The organism is Streptomyces sp. NPDC107765, from assembly GCF_055657085.1.
Window position 1 is genome coordinate 231,002 of record NZ_JBVKBL010000014.1, and the last position, 17,910, is coordinate 248,911.

Below are 17,910 nucleotides of genomic sequence, written 5' to 3' on the forward strand. Positions count from 1 at the left end.
GTCCCACGCCCACGCCCACGCCCACGGTCACGGCGACGCCCGGCAACGTCCATCCCTTCGGTCCGAAAGTCCATTGCCCCGGTGCGCCCCGCGGGTGAAGCCTGCTGCCGCGCAGTCCTGGCACCAGACTCGCCCCGTACCCGTTTGCCCTACCTCGTCCCTGTACCTCGTCCCTGCACCTCGTCGCACCGAGGAGGACCGAAGGATGCACCGTACGCGTACCGCGGCGGCCACCACGCTGGCCATGACGCTGGCCGTCCTGCCCCTCACGGGCATGACCGGACCGCCGGGCACCGGCCGGCACGCGGACCGGGAGAGCGCCGGCGACCGGCCCGCGGCCGCCGACGCCATCACCCCCGTCCCGCAGTCCGCACACCGCCTGCCCGGCCGGGCGGTCATCACCCCGACCGCCACCGTCGTCGCCGGCCCGAAGGCCGATCCCGCGGCTCTGGAACTGGTCGAGCGGTCCCTCGAGGCCGCCGGCGCCGACCGCGTCGTACGGGCCGGCCGGGCGCCCGCCAGCGGGCAGTTGACGGTCTACGTGGACGGGCCGGACGCCGCGCGGGCGCTCCGCGACCTGGGCGCGCGAGGCACCGACGGGCTGCCCGCCGAGGGCTACGCGCTGGCCGTCGGCGCCGGCCGGATCGCGCTGGCGGGCAAGGACGCCACCGGCAGCTACTACGCCGCGCAGTCGCTCCGGCAGCTGCTGCCGCAGCGCGACCACCTCGGCGGGCAGGTGCCGGGCACCGCCGTACGGGACTGGCCGGCCACCCCGCTGCGCGGCGTCATCGAGGGCTTCTACGGCACGCCCTGGTCCCACCGCGCCCGGCTCGACCAGCTCGACTTCTACGGCGCGCACAAGATGAACACCTACGTCTACTCGCCCAAGGACGACGCCTACCTACGGGAGAAGTGGCGCGATCCTTACCCCGCGGACCGCCTCGGGCAGCTCAAGGAGCTGGTCGACCGGGCCCGGGCCCGCCATGTGGACTTCACCTACGCCCTCTCCCCCGGCCTCTCGGTCTGCTACAGCTCGGACGCCGACCTCAAGGCGCTGACCGCCAAGTTCAGGACACTGTGGGACATCGGCGTGCGCGACTTCGCCGTGCCGCTGGACGACATCAGCTACACCCACTGGAACTGCGCGGCCGACCAGGACAAGTTCGGCACCGGTGGCGGAGCGGCCGGCGCGGCGCAGGCCCATCTGCTCAACCGCGTCAACCAGGACTTCATCGCCGGGCATCCGGGTGCCCGCCCGCTGGAGATGGTGCCGACCGAGTACTACGACGTGAAACCCACGCCGTACAAGAAGGCGCTCGCCACCCAGCTGGACAAGAACGTGGTGGTGGAGTGGACGGGCGTCGGGGTGATAGCGCCCACCATGACCGTCGCTCAGGCCGAGCAGGCCCGGGAGGTCTTCGGCCACCCGATCCTGACCTGGGACAACTACCCGGTCAACGACTACGTGACCAGCCGGCTGCTGCTCGGCCCGTTCAACGGCCGGGAGAAGGGACTGCCCGGCGAGCTGGCGGGGATCACCGCGAACCCGATGATCCAGCCCGCGGCGTCCAAGATCGCGCTGTACACGGTGGCGGACTACGCGTGGAACGACAGGGCCTATGACGCCCGTACCTCCTGGGGCGCCGCGCTCAACGAGCTGGCCGGTGACGACGCGGGGACCCGACGGGCACTGCGTGCCTTCGCGGACGCGAGCTATGCCTCCTCGCTCAATCCGCAGCAGGCACCCGAACTGGCCGCCGCCATCGGCACGTTCCGCACGGACGGGAACGCGGGACGGCTGGACGCGGTGCTGCGTACCCTCCAGGACGCGCCCTCGGTGCTGCGCGCCCGGCTGGCCGACCGCGGCTTCGTCGACGACAGCGGCCCCTGGCTGGACGCGACGCACGCCTGGGGCATCGCGGGACGCAGCGCGCTGGCACTGATCGAGGCGACGAAGGCAGGCGACGAGGCCCGGGCCAAGGAACTGCGGGAGCGCATTCCGGAGCAGGTGAAGACCGCCAAGTCCTTCGTGTACGTGGATCTGAAGGGGAAGCGGGTTCCGGTGGTGGTGGCGGACAAGGTGCTGGACGCCTTCGTCGACGACGCGGTCGCCGGGTACGACAAGACCGCCGACTGAGGTGACGGCGCGGGACGCGGCGGGCTGGCTCCCGGCACGCGGAGGGCCGACTCCGGCACGCGGAGGGCCGGCTCCGGCACGCCGCGTCCGGGCGCCTGACGTGGTCCCCCGCCTCCCGCGTCCTAATATCTGGGTCCGCGCGCCCACCCCCGGAGGAGACCGCGCCATGCCCCGACCACCCGCCCACGGTGCCCCTCGCCCGGACGCGGCCGCCGTGCTCGACGACGCGGTGCGGGCCCTCGCCCCGGACGACGACGCGAACCGGCTGGTCGCGCGGATCGAGGCGGGAGAGGCTCCGCGTTCGGTGTTCGCCACCTTCGCCCTGGAACAGCACCAGGTGATCACGGCGGACCGCCTCAGCTTCCGGCATCTGGCGCGGCGCGCGGACGCCGATCCGCCGGTGGCCGACTTCTTCGAGCTGCTTGAGCAGGGCGAGACGCTGGCCCTGCGTCAGCTGGCCGGACTGACCGACGCGTGCGGGCTGACCGCCCGGGACATCGAGGAGTACCAGCCGCGGCCCGGCTGCCAGGCGTATCCGTCCTACGCTGCCCGTCTCGCCCTCGGTGCGGAACCGGCCGACGTGGCCATCGCGCTGACCGCCAACTTCGCGGCGTGGAGCCGCTGGTGCGCCGTCGTCGAGTCCGCGATGCGGGACCACTACGGCTTCGCCGAGGAGGCCTGCGGATTCTTCCGCTTCTTCGCCACGCCGGCCCCGGCGGTCTCCGAACAGGCCCGCGCGGCGGTCCAACACGCCCTCGACACCGGCCAGACCGAGCCGACCACAGCGCACCGCTACGGCCGCCTGCTCCAGGCGTACGAGCTGATGTTCTGGGACACGGTCGCTTAGCGCTTGGCTGCCTTCCCACATACCTGTCTGCTGCGCCGCGGGGCTCGCCGTTGTGCCCTTGCGGGCCCCCGCACGTACCCGTCATTCCTGCCGCGGGTCGTCTCGCCGTTGCGCTTTGCGGCGCCCCCGCACGTACCTGTCTACGGCGCCGCGGGGCGTCTGGCCGTTGCGCTTTGCGGCGCCCCGCACGTACTTGGCCGTCCCGCCACGGGTGTTGGTCGCCGTTGCGCCTGCGGCGGGCTGGGTTTGTGGTGGGTGCGGTGACGGTCCTCCGGGGCCTTGTTCGTGGGCTGCTGACGCTTTACGTCCACGAACAAGGCCCCTCCGGCCCGTCCCCTCCCGTTGGGGGAGTGTGAAGGTGTGTGGGGGCGCGCGTCGTTGCGTGAACACCTGGTGCCGTGAGGTTTTGGGAATGCCTCGCCCAGCCCGGTTGGTTGTGGCCCCGCAGGGGGCCCTTGCGACCCTTACGGGTTCTGTTCGACGATCCCGTAGGGGTAGCCAAGCCCCCTTGCATGCCTCAACGTCCACCCCCACACACCGCATTCCCCTCCCCCAACGGGAGGGGACGGGCCGGAGGGGCCGGTTGTGTGGACGTAAAGCGACAGCAGTCCACACAACCGGCCCCGGAGGCCCGTCACCGCACCCGACACCCACCAGCCCGCCGCAGGCGCAACGGCGAACAACACCCGCGGCGCCGCAGACAGCCACGTACGCGGCGCCGCAAGGCGCACAACGGCGACCAACCCCGACGGCGGGAAAGCCAACTACGTGGGAGGCACCGCAAAGCGCAGCGGACGGGTCAGCCAGCCACGTGGGAGGCACCCCGAAGGCGGGCGTAGCCCGCATCCGTGAGGGAGCCGTGGAGGCGCAGGCGTGCGATGCCGCCGTCCGGGAAGATGTCGAGCCGGACCTGGGTGACGGCGGGCGCGCCGTCGAGCAGGAAGCGGTGCACCGTGTCGGGCTGGAGGCGGGTGCGGGGCAGGAGTTCGGTCCAGGGGCCGTCCTCGCCGTCGCGGCCGGAGAGGGCCGCCCAGCCGGCCGCGTTGCCCTTGAGGTAGCCGGTGTCGATCTCGACCGCGCGGATCACGGACTGCTCCGTGAGCCGGTAGCGGACCCAGTCGTTGCCGGCTCCGCGGCGCCGCCGGGTCTCCCAGCCGTCGTCCATCTTGCGGGAGCGGCCCGGCTGGATGGTGTGGGTGGGCGAGGAGTAGAAGCGGTCCGAGGCGTCCTCGACCCGGCCGCCGTTCTCCAGCGCGACGAGGTCGAAGGTGCCCAGCGCGGCGAGCCAGTCGGGGGCGGGGACGACCTCGCCGTGGACCCGCAGGCGGGCGATGCCGCCGTCGGGGTGCTGGTTGAGCCGCAGGTGGGTGAAGCGGCGGGTGGGGTCCACGGTGAAGCCGTTGGCGGCGTGGCCGGCGATGGCGGTGCGCGGGACGAGCGGCGTCCAGGCCACGTCGGCGGCGAGCAGTTCCTCGGGCGAGGGCGTGCCCTCGGCGCAGGTGCCCTCGATGCTGACGGACTGCGGGTAGTTGCCGCGGAAGTGGGCGGTGTCGACGACGATGCCGTGGAGCACGCCGGGCGCGCCGAGCCGGATGAGCGCCCAGTCGTGGTCGTCGTCCGCCGGGAACGGGTGCGCGCCGTCGGTGCCGCGGCGGCGCCGGGTCTCCCAGCCGTCCATGATCTTGCCCTTGTGGCCGAACAGCTCGGGGTCGAACTGGGCGGGCTCGGGCTTGAGGAGGTTCTCCCGCTCGGCGAAGAACTCGTCGTTGGCGGCGATCACGCCGGCGCCGAGCCGGCGGTCGGCGAGGTCGGGGAGGTGGGTGAAGGGGAAGCCGGCCGCGCCGGGGGTGCGGTAGTCGGCGTACGGGTCGCCGCCCTGGTAGGGGCCGGCGTCGCCGGTGTAGCGGGGTATGCCGTCGGTGGTCATGCGCGGTGCGGCCTTTCGAGCAGTTCGCCGGTGGGCTCGGCGAGGGTGGTGCCGTCGTTGATCTGCCGGCCGCGCAGCCAGGTGGACCGGACGACGCCGTAGAGGGTCCGGCCGGCGTACGCGGTGATCTTGTTGCGGTGCTGGAGGGCCTGCGGGTCGACGGTGAAGGTCTCGTCGGGCGCGAGCACCGCGAAGTCGGCGTCGCGGCCTGCCTCGATGGCGCCCTTCCGGCCGAGGCCGACGAGGGCGGCGGGGGCGGTGGACATCCAGCGCACGACGTCGTCGAGGCTGTGGCCGCGCTCGCGGGCCGCGGTCCAGATAGCGGGCAGGCCGAGCTGGAGGGAGGAGATGCCGCCCCAGGCCGCGCCGAAGTCGGCGGTCTTGAGGTCGGCGGTGGAGGGTGAGTGGTCGGAGACGATGCAGTCGATGGTGCCGTCGGCCAGGCCCTCCCACAGGGCGTCCTGGTTGGCGGCCTCGCGGATCGGCGGGCAGCACTTGAACTCGGTGGCGCCGTCCGGGACTTCCTCGGCGGTCAGGGTGAGGAAGTGCGGGCAGGTCTCGACGGTGACCTTGACGCCCTCGCGCTTGGCGGCGGCGATCAGCGGCAGTGCGTCGCTGGAGGACAGGTGCAGCACGTGGACCCGGGCGTCGAGCTGCCTGGCGAGCACGATGAGCCCGGCGATGGCCTCGTTCTCGGAGATGCGGGGGCGGGAGGCGAGGAAGTCGGCGTACTTGGGACCGTGCGGCTCGGGCGCCTCGTCGAGGTGGCCGGGGTCCTCGGCGTGCACGATCAGCAGTCCGTCGAAGCCGGCGATCTCGCCGAGCGCGGCGGCCAGTTGTTCCCGGTCGACCTCGGGGAACTCCTCCACGCCGGAGGGCGAGAGGAAGCACTTGAAGCCGAAGACGCCGGCGTCGTGCAGCGGGCGGAGGTCCTTGACGTTGCCGGGGATGGCGCCGCCCCAGAAGCCGACGTCGATGTGTGCCTTGCTGCGGGCGACCTCGCGCTTGGTGTCGAGGTGGGCGGTGGTGGTGGTCGGCGGCAGGCTGTTGAGCGGCATGTCGACGAGGGTGGTGATACCGCCGGCCGCGGCCGCGCGGGTGGCCGTCCAGAAGCCCTCCCACTCGGTGCGGCCGGGGTCGTTGACGTGGACGTGGGTGTCGACGAGGCCGGGCAGCAGGACGTCGTCGCCGACGTCCGTGAGCCGCGCCCCGGCCGGTACCTCGGCGTCGTGCGGCAGCACCGCGGCGATCCTGCCGTCCTTGACGGCGACGGACGCGGCGCGCGTGCCCTCCGGCGTCACGACGCGCGTGGAGCGCAGTACCAGCTCGATCTCGGACACCCGGTCCCCTCCTCATATCGTGTCTTCATGGTCGCGTGGCGGCGCGGCGGAATGCCGCCGTCGGCGCAGCCGGATCCGGAATTCGGAATCGGGAATTCTGGATTCAACAGTCTGTTGAATGAGTCTTCACTCCGGACCCCGGCCCGTCAAGACCCTTCCGCGGCCACCGGCGCGACCGCCGGGCCGGCGACCCGCGGGCCGCCCGTCCGCCCCTCCGACGCGGGGCTGACCTGCGCGGGGATGATCCCGTCCGGGATCGGACCGGTCCCGGCCGGCACCCGTGCCCCGCGGGAGACCACGGCGTAGATCCCGCCGGACAGCGTCATCCCGAAGATCCAGGAGAACGGCGCGATCATGTCGAAGGCCGGCACCAGGGCGAGCGCGGCGGAGACCGCGGCGGCCGGGAGGAAGGCGATCACGGCCTTCGGGTTGTAGCCCCGGCGGTAGTAGTAGGCGCCCGCGGCATCGGCCGAGAAGAGCGCGTCGACGTCGATCCGGCCCCGGCGCACCAGGTAGTAGTCGACGAGCAGGATCGCCACCAGGGGGCCGAGGAAGGCGCCCAGCGCGCCGAGGAAGTACTGGATCACCAGCGCCGAGGAGTACAGCTTCCAGGGCATGACGAGGACGGCCAGTACCGCGGTGATCATGCCGCCGCGCTTGAAGTCGAGGTACTTCGGCGCGAGGTTGGCGAAGTCGTAGGCGGGCGAGACGAAATTGGCGACGACGTTGATGCCGATGGTGGCGACGATGAAGGCCAGTGCCCCGATCACGGTGACCACCGGGTCGTCGATCTTCTGGATCACCTTCACCGGGTCGTAGATCGCCTCCCCGAAGACCGCGATGGTGCCCGCGGTGACCAGTACGGCGACCACCGCGAAGGCGGTGAAGTTCACCGGCAGCCCGATCAGGTTGCCGCGGCGGTAGGAGCGGTGGTCGGGCGTGAAGCGGGCGAAGTCGGCGTAGTTGAGGACGAGGGTGAGGAAGGTGGCGACGGTCAGGCTGACCGCGATCAGGCTCTGGTGGAGCTGCGCGGATCCGCTGAGCCCGGTGAGGCTGCGGGTCAGCGAGATCTCCCCGTGCGCCTTGACCACCAGGTAGACGGCGAGCGCCAGCACCACGAGCCAGACCACCGGCCCGGTCGCGAAGTCCTGGACCTTGCGGATGAATTCCATGCCCCGGGTCAGCAGTACGGCCTGCAGGCCCCACATCACCATGAACGCGGTCCAGCCCAGGGTGGACAGCCCCAGCACCGAGTTGTGGTGGTACGCCTCCAGGCCCGGCGCGATCTGCAGGGTCAGCAGGACCACGGCGGTCGAGGCGAGCCAGGTCTGGATGCCGTACCAGGCCACGGCCATGACCGCCCGGAGGAGGGCGGGGATGTTGGCGCCGTATACGCCCCAGCTCGCGCGGGCGAGCACGGGATAGGGCACGCCGGTCCGGTGGCCGGCGTGGCCCATGCGGTTCATCAGCCGGTGGACGATCGTGATGCCGACCAGCAGGGACAGGAAGACCTCCCAGGCCGGCAGCCCCAGCACGAAGAGGCTGGCGGCGAAGGCGTAGTTGCTGATCGCGTGGGTGTCGGACATCCAGAGCGCGAAGATGCTGTACGTGCCCCAGGTGCGCTTGGCGGCCGGGGCGAGGTCGGCGTTGAAGAGGCGCGGGTCCGGCTGCGGGTGCTGTGGGTGCTGCGGGGATGTCGTCACGTGTCCTCCCAGGCAGGTTGGGTGGAGCTTAGGGCGTGGTTGTCAGATGTCTGATGTCTGCGCGGAAAAATCGGTGTTACGTGCAGAGCCCGGGGCCCGCCCCAGGTCGAGGTGGGTGCTCAGCGGCCAGGAGCCGATGACCTTGGGCCGGGGCGGGGCGAAACTGCGGCTCCTGCTGGTGGCCAGCCCGAGGCCGACGACCGCCTCGGCGAACTTCACCGCGGCCGCGACCCCGTCGACGACCGGCACCCCGAGCTCCGCCGCGACCTTCTCGTCCAGTCCGGCCATCCCGCCGCACCCGAGGCAGATGACCTCGGCGCCGGCCCGGACGACCGCACGGGCGGTCTCGATGACCACCTCGACCGTGCGCTCCGGATCCTCCTCCAGCTCCAGCACCCCGAGCCCGGTGCCCCGGACGCCGGCGCAGCGCTGGAGCAGTCCGGCGGTCAGCAGCCGGTCCTGGATCTGCGGTACGGCGCGGTCGAGGGTGGTGACGACGCCGTAGGCGTGGCCGAGCATCATCGCCATCTGGGCGGCGCTCTCGGTGATGTCCAGTACGGGGACGTCGAGCAGTTCCTGGGCGCCCTCCCGGCCGGGCTCGCCGAAACCGGCCATGACCAGGGCGTCGAAGGGCGTATCGAGGGTGGCGAGCCGGTCGAGGACGGCCGCGGCGCTGAGGTAGCCCTCGAAATGTCCCTCGATCGCTACGGGTCCCCACAGGGGTTCCGTGGCGAGAATCTCGGTGCCCGGGGCGGCGGCCGCGGTGGCGGTGGCGCGGATCGACGCGGTCATGGAAGCCGTGGTGTTCGGGTTCATGACGAGTATGCGCATGACGCTCCAACGATTTGGAGGATTCCACAGAATGGACAGTAGGTTTCGCGCAGCAGAACGTAGCTACGGCCACTGGCACCGTCAAGGGATCGCGGCTACCCGCCTGTCCGACACCCCCTACGGTGGGACAAAGAGGGCCTGACCGGCGAGAACGAGTGTGCGAAGGGCGATGTGTCAACGTAGGGGGACCGGTAGGCTGGCGCGGTCGGGCCCGGCGCCCGCAAGTCCCAGCCGAGACCGATCTGACCCGCCCCGAAAGGAACGCGACGTGCCGCCGTCCAGCGCCAGCACCTCCGCCGCCGAAGCCAAGCCCGCAGGCGCCAGCGGCGGCGTCCAGTCCCTCGAGCGCGCCTTCGACCTGCTGGAGCGGATGGCCGACGCCGGTGGCGAGGTCGGCCTGAGCGAGCTGTCCGGCAGCAGCGGGCTGCCGCTCCCCACCATCCACCGCCTGATGCGCACGCTCGTCGCCTGCGGGTACGTCCGCCAGCAGCCCAACCGCCGGTACGCGCTCGGCCCCCGGCTGATCCGGCTCGGCGAGAGCGCCTCCCGCCTGCTGGGCACCTGGGCCCGGCCGTTCCTGGCCCGCCTGGTCGAGGAGACCGGCGAGACGGCCAACATGGCGCTGCTCGACGGTGACGAGATCGTCTACGTCGCCCAGGTCCCGTCCCGGCACGCGGTCCGGATGTTCACCGAGGTCGGCCGCCGGGTCCTGCCGCACTCCACCGGCGTCGGCAAGGCCCTGCTGGCCAACCACCCGCCCGAGGAGGTCCGCGCGCTGCTCGGCCGCACGGGCATGCCCGCCGCGACCGAGAAGACGATCACCGACCCGGAGCGCTTCCTGGACGCGCTCGCCGACGTCCGCCGGCTCGGCTACGCGGTGGACGACAACGAGCAGGAGATCGGCGTCCGCTGCCTCGCGGTGCCGGTGCCCAACTCCCCCACCTCCGCGGCCATCTCGATCTCCGGCCCGACCGGCCGGGTGACGGAGGCGTCGACGGACAAGATCGTCCCGGTACTGCAGGACGTCGCGGCCCAGCTGTCGGTCGCCCTCGCCAACCAGACACCGGCGTAACGCCGTCCAGACCCCCGGCCGGGGCGGCACGAGCGCCCCGGTCACCGGCTGTCCCGGTCTTTGGCCGTATTGATCACCGGCGCCCCGGTCACCGGCCGCCCGGTAGCCGGCCGAAACGGTCGATGCCCGCGCGCACCTCGCTCAGTGCGGGCGAGAGCGCACTCACCGAGCCGACCGCCCCGGCGATCAGCAGTAACGAGCGGCGCAGCCGGGGCACCTCCGGCAGTCCGTGACTGACCATCGCATCCAGCGCGGCCAGCTCCTCGTCGGCGGCCGCCCGGTCCGGCAACTCCCCCGGCAGCACGGCCAGTTGACGCCGCAGCCGGGCCACCGCCCCGCGCAGCTCCGCCACCCGCGGGTCCCCGTCGGCCCCGGTCACCCGTACGCCCCCCTGCAGCTGTTCCACAACGACGGCGCCCTCCCGGGCCGTTGCCCGTCCCACAATGCGGGACAGTTAACGCCACCGCGTGCTGCCTGCGCCACACGGAGCGCGAAAAACCACCGGGTCGAACGTCTCCGCCGCCCACCCCCTTCGAGGGGATGGGCGGCGGGAGGTGGTGCGGGTGCGGTGGTGCGGGTCAGTCCTGCTTCGGCTGGACCGCGTTGCGCCAGACGCGGACGTCGACGGTCATGTAGCTGCTGGGGTCGGACTTGGGTGCGAAGCCCTTGAAGGTGATCAGTGCGACATGGCCGTAGTCCGTGGTCAGGCAGATCTGCGCGCCCTTGGTGAGCTGCTTGGTCAGGATGCTCTCGGTGAACCGGGTCTCGTTGCGGCAGGTGTCGAGGGAGCCCTGCTCGCCCTGGTTCAGCAGCACCAGCTTGCCGTTCTCGGTGCCGACCTGGTCGTCCGAGTAGCTGTTGTCCTGGTAGGAGAAGTCGACGTCGGTGTCGTTGTCCGAGTTCGTCGGCTTCATCGACTCGTCGGCCATGGACAGGTGGTAGTCGTCCGGCAGGTTGATGTCCTTGAAGTCGACCGGCGTCGGGTCCTGCACGGGTGCGGCGGGCGTGCTCGTGCCGTCCCCGCCCGGCGTGGCGGTCGGGTCCGCGCTCGGCGTCGCCGAGGCACCGCTGCTCTTGGCCTTGGTGCTGCCGTCGGCCTGGTTCTTCTTCGTCTGCCCGTTGTCCTTCATCAGCGCGTAGACGACCCCGCCGCCGGCACCGGCGAAGGCCAGCAGGCAGACCAGCACCAGCGCCGTGACCAGGCCCTTGCGCTTCTTCTTCGGCGGCTGCGGGGCCGGCACGGCGGCGGCCGGGTAGGCGGCGGTGGGGCCGGTGGCCGTCGGGCCGGCCGGGGTGGCGACGGTCGGGGCGGACGCGGTGGGCGTGGGGCCCGTGGCGGCGACGGTCGGTGCGTAGGCCGCGGGGCCGAAGCCCGGCGGCGGGGTCTGCGGGTGGTTCAACTGGGTCGGCACCGGCGGGACGGTGGGCGCCGGCTGGACCGGCGGCTGGGCGGGCGGCGCGGGCGGCTGCGCCGGCCGGGCCGGGGCGCCCGCGGTCGGGGCCTCCAGCGGGGGCGGCGGGGTCTGCACGGGCGCCGGGGCCGCGGTCCGGGTGGTGATGTCGGCGGCGACGGCGCTGGGCAGCCAGTCCTCGGGACGGCGCAGCTGCGTCTGCCCGGAGGCCGCCCCGCACAGCTCGATCACCTCGGCCACCGACGGCCGGTCCGCGGCGTCCTTGGCCAGGCAACGGCCGACCAACTCCCGCAGTTCCTCGGGGAGTCCGGTCAGGTCCGGCTCCTCGTGGACGATGCGGTAGAGCACGCCGTGCGAGGTGCCCTCACCGAACGCCGGGGTGCCGATGGCCGCGTACGCCGCGACCTGGCCCAGCGCGAAGACGTCGGTGGCCGGGCTGACGGTGCTGCCGGCGGCCTGTTCGGGCGCCATGAAGGTGGGCGTGCCGACGGTGACGCCACTACTGGTGAGCGAGGTCGCGTCGGCGGCCCGGGCGATGCCGAAGTCGATCACCCGCGGGCCGTCCGCGGCCAGCAGCACGTTGGACGGCTTGAGGTCGCGGTGCACGATGCCCGCGCCGTGGATGACCTGCAGCGCCTCGGCGATGCCGGCGACCAGCAGCAGGACCGTGGGGACCGGGAGCCGGCCGTGTTCGGCGACCGCCGCGGAGAGCGAGGGGCCGGGGACGTAGGCGGTGGCGAGCCAGGGGCTCGGGCCGTCCGCGTCGCTGTCGATGACCGGCGCGGTGAACAGGCCCTGCACCCGCTGTGCGGACTGCACCTCCTGCTTGAAGCGGCGGCGGAACTCCGCGTCCTCGCTGAACTCGGGCCGGATCACCTTGATGGCCACCGGCCGGCCGCCCGGCGTGTACGAGAGGTAGACCTTGCCCATGCCGCCGGAACCGAGCTTGGCCGTGAGGCGGTAGCCCGCGATCGCCCGCGGGTCGTCGCCCTCCAGCGGCTGGAAGATCCCGGACGAGCCCACACTGTTCACCACGAACGTCCCCCGACTTCAGAAAATGGCCCGGTCCACCCCACCGGCAGACGGCCACGATTGCCCGCAACGGGGCAGAACCTTATCCGGCCGCACGCGGCACCGTGACATCGCCGGCCGACCGGGGGGCGCCTTGTCCGAAGAGCCGGTTTCGCGACCGCTTTTCGCGGCAACTCCGGCTGCGGTCAGGGCTCGGCGGCGGGCCTCAAGGATGCGCCGGCGCAGGCGTCACGCGCCCGTTCCCCGTACCGAACTGACCATGCGTCATGAGCGGTGTGTACATACGTTCCCCCCGCCACCCGTTGGCGTGGGCGCGGCCGGACCGATGCGTACAGAGGGGCAAGATGGAGCATTCTTCCCTCCGAGGAAATATCCGGCATATCACTGGATCGGAGAACCGCATGGAGCCCCAACCCGGCCCCGGTACCGGACCGAACCGTCATGACGTCAGCGTCGTGACGCTCATCTGCCGCGCGTACGGCCTTTCCGACGCATCGGAAATCACCCTGGAACACATACACCGCTACGTGACCGAGCGGCGGCGCGCAGAGGAACGCACGCACGACCTGAGGGACCGGTTCCGGCCGAACATCCCCCGCCAGCGCCGCGCCGACGACGTGGCCTGACCCCACGGGTGACGACGGCCAACGGCCCACGAGGCGCGGTGCCATGAGGTAAGCAGTCCCCATGGCACCGACATCGCCGCACCACACCTCCGAAGCGACCGAAACCTGGAAAGCGATCGACACCTCCGCAGCGTCACAGGCGCGGAGCACGACGTCCCGGCCCGAGGGGAGGGTGGCCGGTCTGCTGCTCGCCGCGGGCGGCGGCCGGCGTCTGGGGGGACGGCCGAAGGCGCTGCTCGACCACCGGGGACGGCCGCTGGTCGAGCACGCGGCCCGGGTCCTGCGGGACGGCGGCTGCCGGCCGGTGCACATCGTGCTCGGCGCGGCCGCCGATGCCGTACGCGCCCGGGCCGACCTCGCGGCATACGGCGTCTCGGTCAATCCCGACTGGGCGCAGGGCATGGGCTCGTCGCTCCGGGTGGGGCTCGCCGCACTGGCCGGCGAGGGGGCGGACGCCGTGGTGGTGTCGCTCGTCGACCAGCCGGGCATCGGCCCCGCGGCGGTGGCCCGGCTGATCGAGGCGTACACCGCGGGGGCGGACCTGGCGGCGGCCGCGTACGACGGCCGGCGCGGCCACCCCGTCCTCTTCGGGGCCGGGCGCTGGGCCGGGATCGCCGCGACCGCGGAGGGCGACCGCGGCGCCCGCGCCTACCTCCAGCAGCATGTGAACGCGCTCACGCTGGTCGAGTGCGGCGACATCGCCGAGCCGTACGACATCGACACCCCGGAGGACCTGTACCGCCTGGAGTGACACCCGGGGCGGCGCGATTCACCAAGGCTGCACACCTGTTGGGGGCCTGTGATGGAGAGTGACCGGTGTGGCACCGAGCGCCATTCGATCTCCACTTCTGTCGACCCTGAGAATCTCGACATCAACAAACCATTGAAGTTCCGCGATAAGGAAACTAGTCTCCACTGGTCAGAAGCGCCCTGAATCCAGACGGCGCCCGCGACCGTATCCCGGAGCCCGCGGCACCCCGTGCCGCCCGGCGTCCCGGCGGCCGCCAGGCACCGCCGCTGAATGGAGTGACAGCTCATGTCCGCACCAGCGCCGTCCCCGCTGGCCATCGTCGAAGTCGACCCCGCCCACACCCCGGAACGGCAGGGCGAGGTCCTCACCGACGCCGCGCTCGCCTTCGTCGCCGAGCTGCACCGCAGGTTCACCCCGCGCCGTGACGAACTGCTCGCCCGTCGCGCCGAGCGCCGTGCGGAGATCGCCCGGACCAGCGCGCTGGACTTCCTCCCGGAGACCGCGCAGATCCGCGCCGACGACAGCTGGAAGGTCGCCGAGGCGCCCGCCGCGCTCAACGACCGGCGGGTGGAGATCACCGGCCCCACCGACCGGAAGATGACCATCAACGCGCTCAACTCCGGCGCCAAGGTCTGGCTCGCCGACTTCGAGGACGCCTCCGCTCCCACCTGGGAGAACGTCGTCGGTGGCCAGATCAACCTGATCGACGCCTACGAGCGCCGGATCGACTTCACCGACCCGAAGTCCGGCAAGTCGTACGCCCTCAAGCCCGCCGAGGAGCTCGCGACCGTCGTGATGCGCCCGCGCGGCTGGCACCTTCAGGAGCGGCACCTCCAGTTCGAGGGCCGCCCGGTCCCCGGCGCCCTGGTCGACTTCGGCCTGTACTTCTTCCACAACGCCAAGCGGCTGCTGGACCTGGGCAAGGGCCCGTACTTCTACCTCCCGAAGACCGAGTCCCACCTGGAGGCCCGCCTCTGGAACGACATCTTCGTCTTCGCGCAGGACTACGTCGGCATCCCCCAGGGCACCATCCGCGCCACGGTCCTCATCGAGACCATCACCGCGGCGTACGAGATGGAGGAGATCCTCTACGAACTCCGCGACCACGCCTCCGGGCTGAACGCCGGCCGCTGGGACTACCTCTTCTCCATCGTCAAGAACTTCCGCGACGGCGGCGAGAAGTTCGTCCTGCCGGACCGCAACGCGGTGACCATGACCGCGCCGTTCATGCGCGCCTACACCGAACTGCTGGTCCGCACCTGCCACAAGCGCGGTGCGCACGCGATCGGCGGCATGGCGGCCTTCATCCCCAACCGCCGCGACCCGGAGGCCAACGAGAAGGCGCTGGCCAAGGTCAAGAACGACAAGGACCGCGAGGCCGGGGACGGCTTCGACGGCTCCTGGGTCGCCCACCCCGACCTGGTCCCGGTCGCCCGCGCGTCCTTCGACGCGGTCCTCGGTGACAAGCCGAACCAGAAGGACCGTCTGCGCGAGGACGTCTCCGTCGCGGCGGCCGACCTCATCGCGATCGACTCCCTGGACGCCAAGCCCACCTACCAGGGCCTGGTGGACGCCGTCCAGGTCGGCACCCGCTACATCGAGGCATGGCTGCGCGGTCTGGGCGCCGTCGCCATCTTCGGCCTCATGGAGGACGCCGCCACCGCCGAGATCTCGCGCTCGCAGATCTGGCAGTGGGTGGACGCCGGGGTGACCTTCGAGGACGGTCAGCGGGTGACCGCCGACCTGGTCCGCAAGATCGCCGACGAGGAACTCGCCGCCATCCGCGGCGAGGTCGGCGAGGACGCCTTCACCTCCGGCAAGTGGCAGCAGGCCCACGACCTCCTGCTCAAGGTCTCCCTGGACGCGGACTACGCGGACTTCCTGACGCTGCCGGCGTACGAACTGCTCGGCTGAGCACCCCGCGGGTACACCGAAGGGCCGGTACGCACTTCCGTACCGGCCCTTCGGCACGCCCCGGGCGCCCTCGCCGGCACGGTGCGGTGACCTGGGCCCGGGCGGCGTTGTCAGTGCCGGATCTTACGATGTGCACATGAAGGATCACGAAGCGCTACGCGCGCATGAAGTGCTGGTCAGGGGCGGCGGCTTACGTCCTGTCGGGCTGGGTGAGGGACGGCGGTTCGCGCTCCGGGAGTGGGCGTCGCCGGCGGAGCTGGCGGGCGGTCGGGATATGAAGTCGTCGGGTCCGGCGAGGAGTTGGTGTTCCGGGTGCGGCTCGACGGGCAGTGGGTGCTCCGGAGTTGCCACCGCCGTCCTGGGAGCGGAGGGCCGGGTGGTGAGGCTGCCGCGTACGCTTGCCGCGTGACGATGCACAAGGCGGTCGATGTGAGCGTCGACGCGATGCTTGAGGACCTCAGGACACTCGTCGAGATCGAGTCTCCCTCGCGTGATCTCGACGCCTTGCGGGTGTCGGCGAAGGCGGTGGCCGCCGTCATCGAGAACCGTCTCGGCGGGCGGGCCGTTCTGGTGGAGAGCGAGGCCGGACCGCACGTCCGCTGGTCAGGGGGCGGCGATCCGAAGGTGCTGATCCTCGGGCACCATGACACGGTCTTTCCGCTCGGCACCCTTGAGCGCCGCCCGTTCCGGGTCGAGGGCGGGCGTGCCACCGGGCCCGGGGTCTTCGACATGCTCGGCGGTCTGGTGCAGGCCGTTCATGGCCTGGCCGCGCTCGACGACCGGTCGGGCGTGGAGATCCTGGTGACCGCGGATGAGGAGGTCGGTTCCCGTTCCTCCCGTGCGCTGATCGAAGAACGAGCGCTCGCGTGCGGCGCCGTGCTGGTCTTCGAGGGCGCCGCGGACGGCGGGGCACTGAAGACCGGCCGCAAGGGCTGCGGCACGTTCCAGGTCGTCATCAAGGGCCGGGCGTCGCACGCCGGCCTGGAGCCCGCGGCCGGGGTCAACGCCCTGGTCGAGGCGGCACACCAGGTGCTGGACATCGCGACACTCGGCCGACCCGGGATCGGCACGACCGTCACCCCGACCGTCGCGTCCGCAGGCACCCTCGACAACGTCGTTCCCGCGGAGGCGACCGTGATCGTCGACGTCCGGGTCGAGTCGGCCGACGAGAAGGAACGCATCGAATCCGCCTTCGCGGCACTGACTCCGCATCTCGACGAGGCGCAGCTGACGGTGGCGGGAGGCATCGGCCGCCCGCCGATGCCCGGGTCGGCGTCGGCCGGGCTCTTCGCGCTGGCCCGGCGGCTGCTCCCCGGCCTCGAAGCCACGGCGGTCGGCGGCGGAAGCGACGGCAACTTCACGGCCGCACTCGGGGTGCCCACGCTCGACGGCCTCGGGGCGGTCGGCGGCGGCGCCCACGCCGACCACGAGTACCTGGTCGTCGACACCATGGCGGAGCGGGCGCACCTCGTCGCCGGACTGGTGAAGGCACTTCAGGAAGCGTAGGAGGGCGGGGCCCGCGCCGGGTCGCGGCCTCACCGTGTGGTGAAGGCACCGCCGTTGACGTGGAGGGTCTGGCCGGTGATGTGCCGGGCGCCCGGGGAGGCGAGGAAGTACGCCGTCTCGGCGATGTCCTCGACCGTGCCGGGCCGCTTGTTGTGCGTCTCGGCAACGAGCGCGCTCCGCCGCTCGTCGGTCAGCCGGCCGCGGAAGAAGTTGGTGCCGGCGATATAGCCCGCGGAGATGACGTTGCTGGTGATGCCGAGGGGGCCGAGCTCGGCCGACAGTGCGGCGTTCCATGCGGCCAGTGCGGCTTTGGCCGCACCGTAGGAGCCGCCTCCGCGCTCGGCCCCGATCGAGCCGATGCTGAGGACGGAACTGCCCGCGGTGAGCTTGTCCTGAACCGAGGTGGTGGTCAGGACCGCGCCCAGCAGGTTCTGTGCCAGGTTGGCCTGCCACTGGGCCAGTACCGCCTCCAGGCCCGTTCCGTCGCCCGGCGCTCCCTGGGGCAGACCGCCGGACGCGTTGACGAGGACGTCCAACTCGCTGAAGCGGGCGGCGAGTTCGGTCACCTGCCCGGGGTCGGTCGCGTCGCAGACCGCACCCCGTACGCCGAGCTCCTCGGCGGCCTGTTCGACGGTGTCGGCGTGGCGTCCGGTGATGTGGACCTCCGCGTGGTCGGCGGCGAAGCGTGCGGCGATCGCGCGGCCGATTCCGCTGGTTCCTCCGGTGACGAGCACGGTGCGGGTCATGGTTCCTCCCCCTCGCTGCTACGTTTAGGTCTAAACACAACCGTACACGCAAGGGATCAAGGGGTC

13 protein-coding genes and 1 pseudogene are annotated in these 17,910 nt (G+C 72.0%); 7 read left to right on the forward strand and 7 right to left on the reverse strand.

Annotation, left to right across the window (positions count from 1 at the left end):
• Nucleotides 1–205: 205 nt before the first annotated feature.
• Together ACZ7MX_RS30265 and ACZ7MX_RS30270 are read left to right on the forward strand one after the other, a co-directional pair.
• Nucleotides 206–2,125, forward strand: a pseudogene (locus ACZ7MX_RS30265) (beta-N-acetylglucosaminidase domain-containing protein); the annotation flags it as partial.
• 178 nt (nt 2,126–2,303) lie between these two features.
• On the forward strand, nt 2,304–2,984 hold the full coding sequence (locus ACZ7MX_RS30270; RefSeq protein ID WP_472136607.1) for a thiaminase II/PqqC family protein: 681 nt from the start codon (nt 2,304–2,306) through the stop codon (nt 2,982–2,984).
• Between the two features lie 799 nt (nt 2,985–3,783).
• On the opposite strand, the gene alc is transcribed toward ACZ7MX_RS30270, so the two are convergent.
• The 4 genes from alc to ACZ7MX_RS30290 form a co-directional block, all read right to left on the reverse strand.
• Nucleotides 3,784–4,911, reverse strand: coding sequence for an allantoicase (alc, locus tag ACZ7MX_RS30275; RefSeq protein WP_472136609.1), 1,128 nt, complete (start codon nt 4,909–4,911; stop codon nt 3,784–3,786).
• Complete coding sequence (gene allB / locus ACZ7MX_RS30280; RefSeq protein WP_472136611.1) at nt 4,908–6,251, reverse strand: allantoinase AllB; 1,344 nt, start codon at nt 6,249–6,251, stop codon at nt 4,908–4,910. Before allB ends, alc begins: the two co-directional genes overlap by 4 nt.
• 146 nt (nt 6,252–6,397) lie before the next feature.
• On the reverse strand, nt 6,398–7,954 hold the full coding sequence (locus ACZ7MX_RS30285) for an NCS1 family nucleobase:cation symporter-1 (protein WP_472136612.1): 1,557 nt from the start codon (nt 7,952–7,954) through the stop codon (nt 6,398–6,400).
• Nucleotides 7,955–7,996: 42 nt separating this feature from the next.
• A complete protein-coding gene (locus ACZ7MX_RS30290; protein ID WP_472136614.1) occupies nt 7,997–8,785 on the reverse strand; it encodes an aspartate/glutamate racemase family protein in 789 nt (262 codons plus the stop codon).
• Nucleotides 8,786–9,053: 268 nt separating this feature from the next.
• Between ACZ7MX_RS30290 and ACZ7MX_RS30295 the strand changes: the two genes are divergently transcribed.
• Nucleotides 9,054–9,857: an IclR family transcriptional regulator gene (locus ACZ7MX_RS30295; RefSeq protein ID WP_472136616.1), complete on the forward strand. Its 804-nt coding sequence runs from the start codon at nt 9,054–9,056 to the stop codon at nt 9,855–9,857.
• Nucleotides 9,858–9,945: 88 nt separating this feature from the next.
• On the opposite strand, the gene ACZ7MX_RS30300 is transcribed toward ACZ7MX_RS30295, so the two are convergent.
• Both ACZ7MX_RS30300 and ACZ7MX_RS30305 read right to left on the reverse strand, forming a co-directional pair.
• Nucleotides 9,946–10,236, reverse strand: coding sequence for a DUF5955 family protein (locus tag ACZ7MX_RS30300; RefSeq protein ID WP_472136677.1), 291 nt, complete (start codon nt 10,234–10,236; stop codon nt 9,946–9,948).
• A 199-nt stretch (nt 10,237–10,435) separates the two neighbouring features.
• Nucleotides 10,436–12,304: a serine/threonine-protein kinase gene (locus tag ACZ7MX_RS30305; RefSeq protein WP_472136618.1), complete on the reverse strand. Its 1,869-nt coding sequence runs from the start codon at nt 12,302–12,304 to the stop codon at nt 10,436–10,438.
• Between the two features lie 398 nt (nt 12,305–12,702).
• Between ACZ7MX_RS30305 and ACZ7MX_RS30310 the strand changes: the two genes are divergently transcribed.
• The 4 genes from ACZ7MX_RS30310 (at nt 12,703) to ACZ7MX_RS30325 (ending at nt 17,098) form a co-directional block, all read left to right on the forward strand.
• Nucleotides 12,703–12,927, forward strand: coding sequence for a hypothetical protein (locus tag ACZ7MX_RS30310; RefSeq protein WP_472136620.1), 225 nt, complete (start codon nt 12,703–12,705; stop codon nt 12,925–12,927).
• A gap of 172 nt (nt 12,928–13,099) precedes the next feature.
• On the forward strand, nt 13,100–13,678 hold the full coding sequence (locus ACZ7MX_RS30315; RefSeq protein ID WP_472136678.1) for a nucleotidyltransferase family protein: 579 nt from the start codon (nt 13,100–13,102) through the stop codon (nt 13,676–13,678).
• A 285-nt stretch (nt 13,679–13,963) separates the two neighbouring features.
• Nucleotides 13,964–15,592: a malate synthase A gene (aceB, locus tag ACZ7MX_RS30320; RefSeq protein WP_472136622.1), complete on the forward strand. Its 1,629-nt coding sequence runs from the start codon at nt 13,964–13,966 to the stop codon at nt 15,590–15,592.
• 411 nt (nt 15,593–16,003) lie between these two features.
• Nucleotides 16,004–17,098, forward strand: a complete 1,095-nt coding sequence (locus tag ACZ7MX_RS30325; protein ID WP_472136680.1) for a M20 family metallopeptidase — start codon at nt 16,004–16,006, stop codon at nt 17,096–17,098.
• A 29-nt stretch (nt 17,099–17,127) separates the two neighbouring features.
• Here the strand turns inward: ACZ7MX_RS30325 and ACZ7MX_RS30330 are convergent, their stop codons facing one another.
• A complete protein-coding gene (locus tag ACZ7MX_RS30330) occupies nt 17,128–17,844 on the reverse strand; it encodes an SDR family NAD(P)-dependent oxidoreductase (protein WP_472136624.1) in 717 nt (238 codons plus the stop codon).
• Between the last annotated feature and the right edge of the window lie 66 nt (nt 17,845–17,910).

Bases quoted from the DNA above. Each gene is read 5' to 3' on its own strand.
- ACZ7MX_RS30270 (WP_472136607.1), top strand. From the start codon at position 2,304: ATGCCCCGACCACCCGCCCACGGTGCCCCTCGCCCGGACGCGGCCGCC.
- alc (WP_472136609.1), bottom strand. From the start codon at position 4,911: ATGACCACCGACGGCATACCCCGCTACACCGGCGACGCCGGCCCCTAC.
- ACZ7MX_RS30290 (WP_472136614.1), bottom strand. From the start codon at position 8,785: ATGCGCATACTCGTCATGAACCCGAACACCACGGCTTCCATGACCGCG.
- ACZ7MX_RS30310 (WP_472136620.1), top strand. From the start codon at position 12,703: ATGGAGCCCCAACCCGGCCCCGGTACCGGACCGAACCGTCATGACGTC.
- aceB (WP_472136622.1), top strand. From the start codon at position 13,964: ATGTCCGCACCAGCGCCGTCCCCGCTGGCCATCGTCGAAGTCGACCCC.
- ACZ7MX_RS30325 (WP_472136680.1), top strand. From the start codon at position 16,004: ATGCACAAGGCGGTCGATGTGAGCGTCGACGCGATGCTTGAGGACCTC.
- ACZ7MX_RS30330 (WP_472136624.1), bottom strand. From the start codon at position 17,844: ATGACCCGCACCGTGCTCGTCACCGGAGGAACCAGCGGAATCGGCCGC.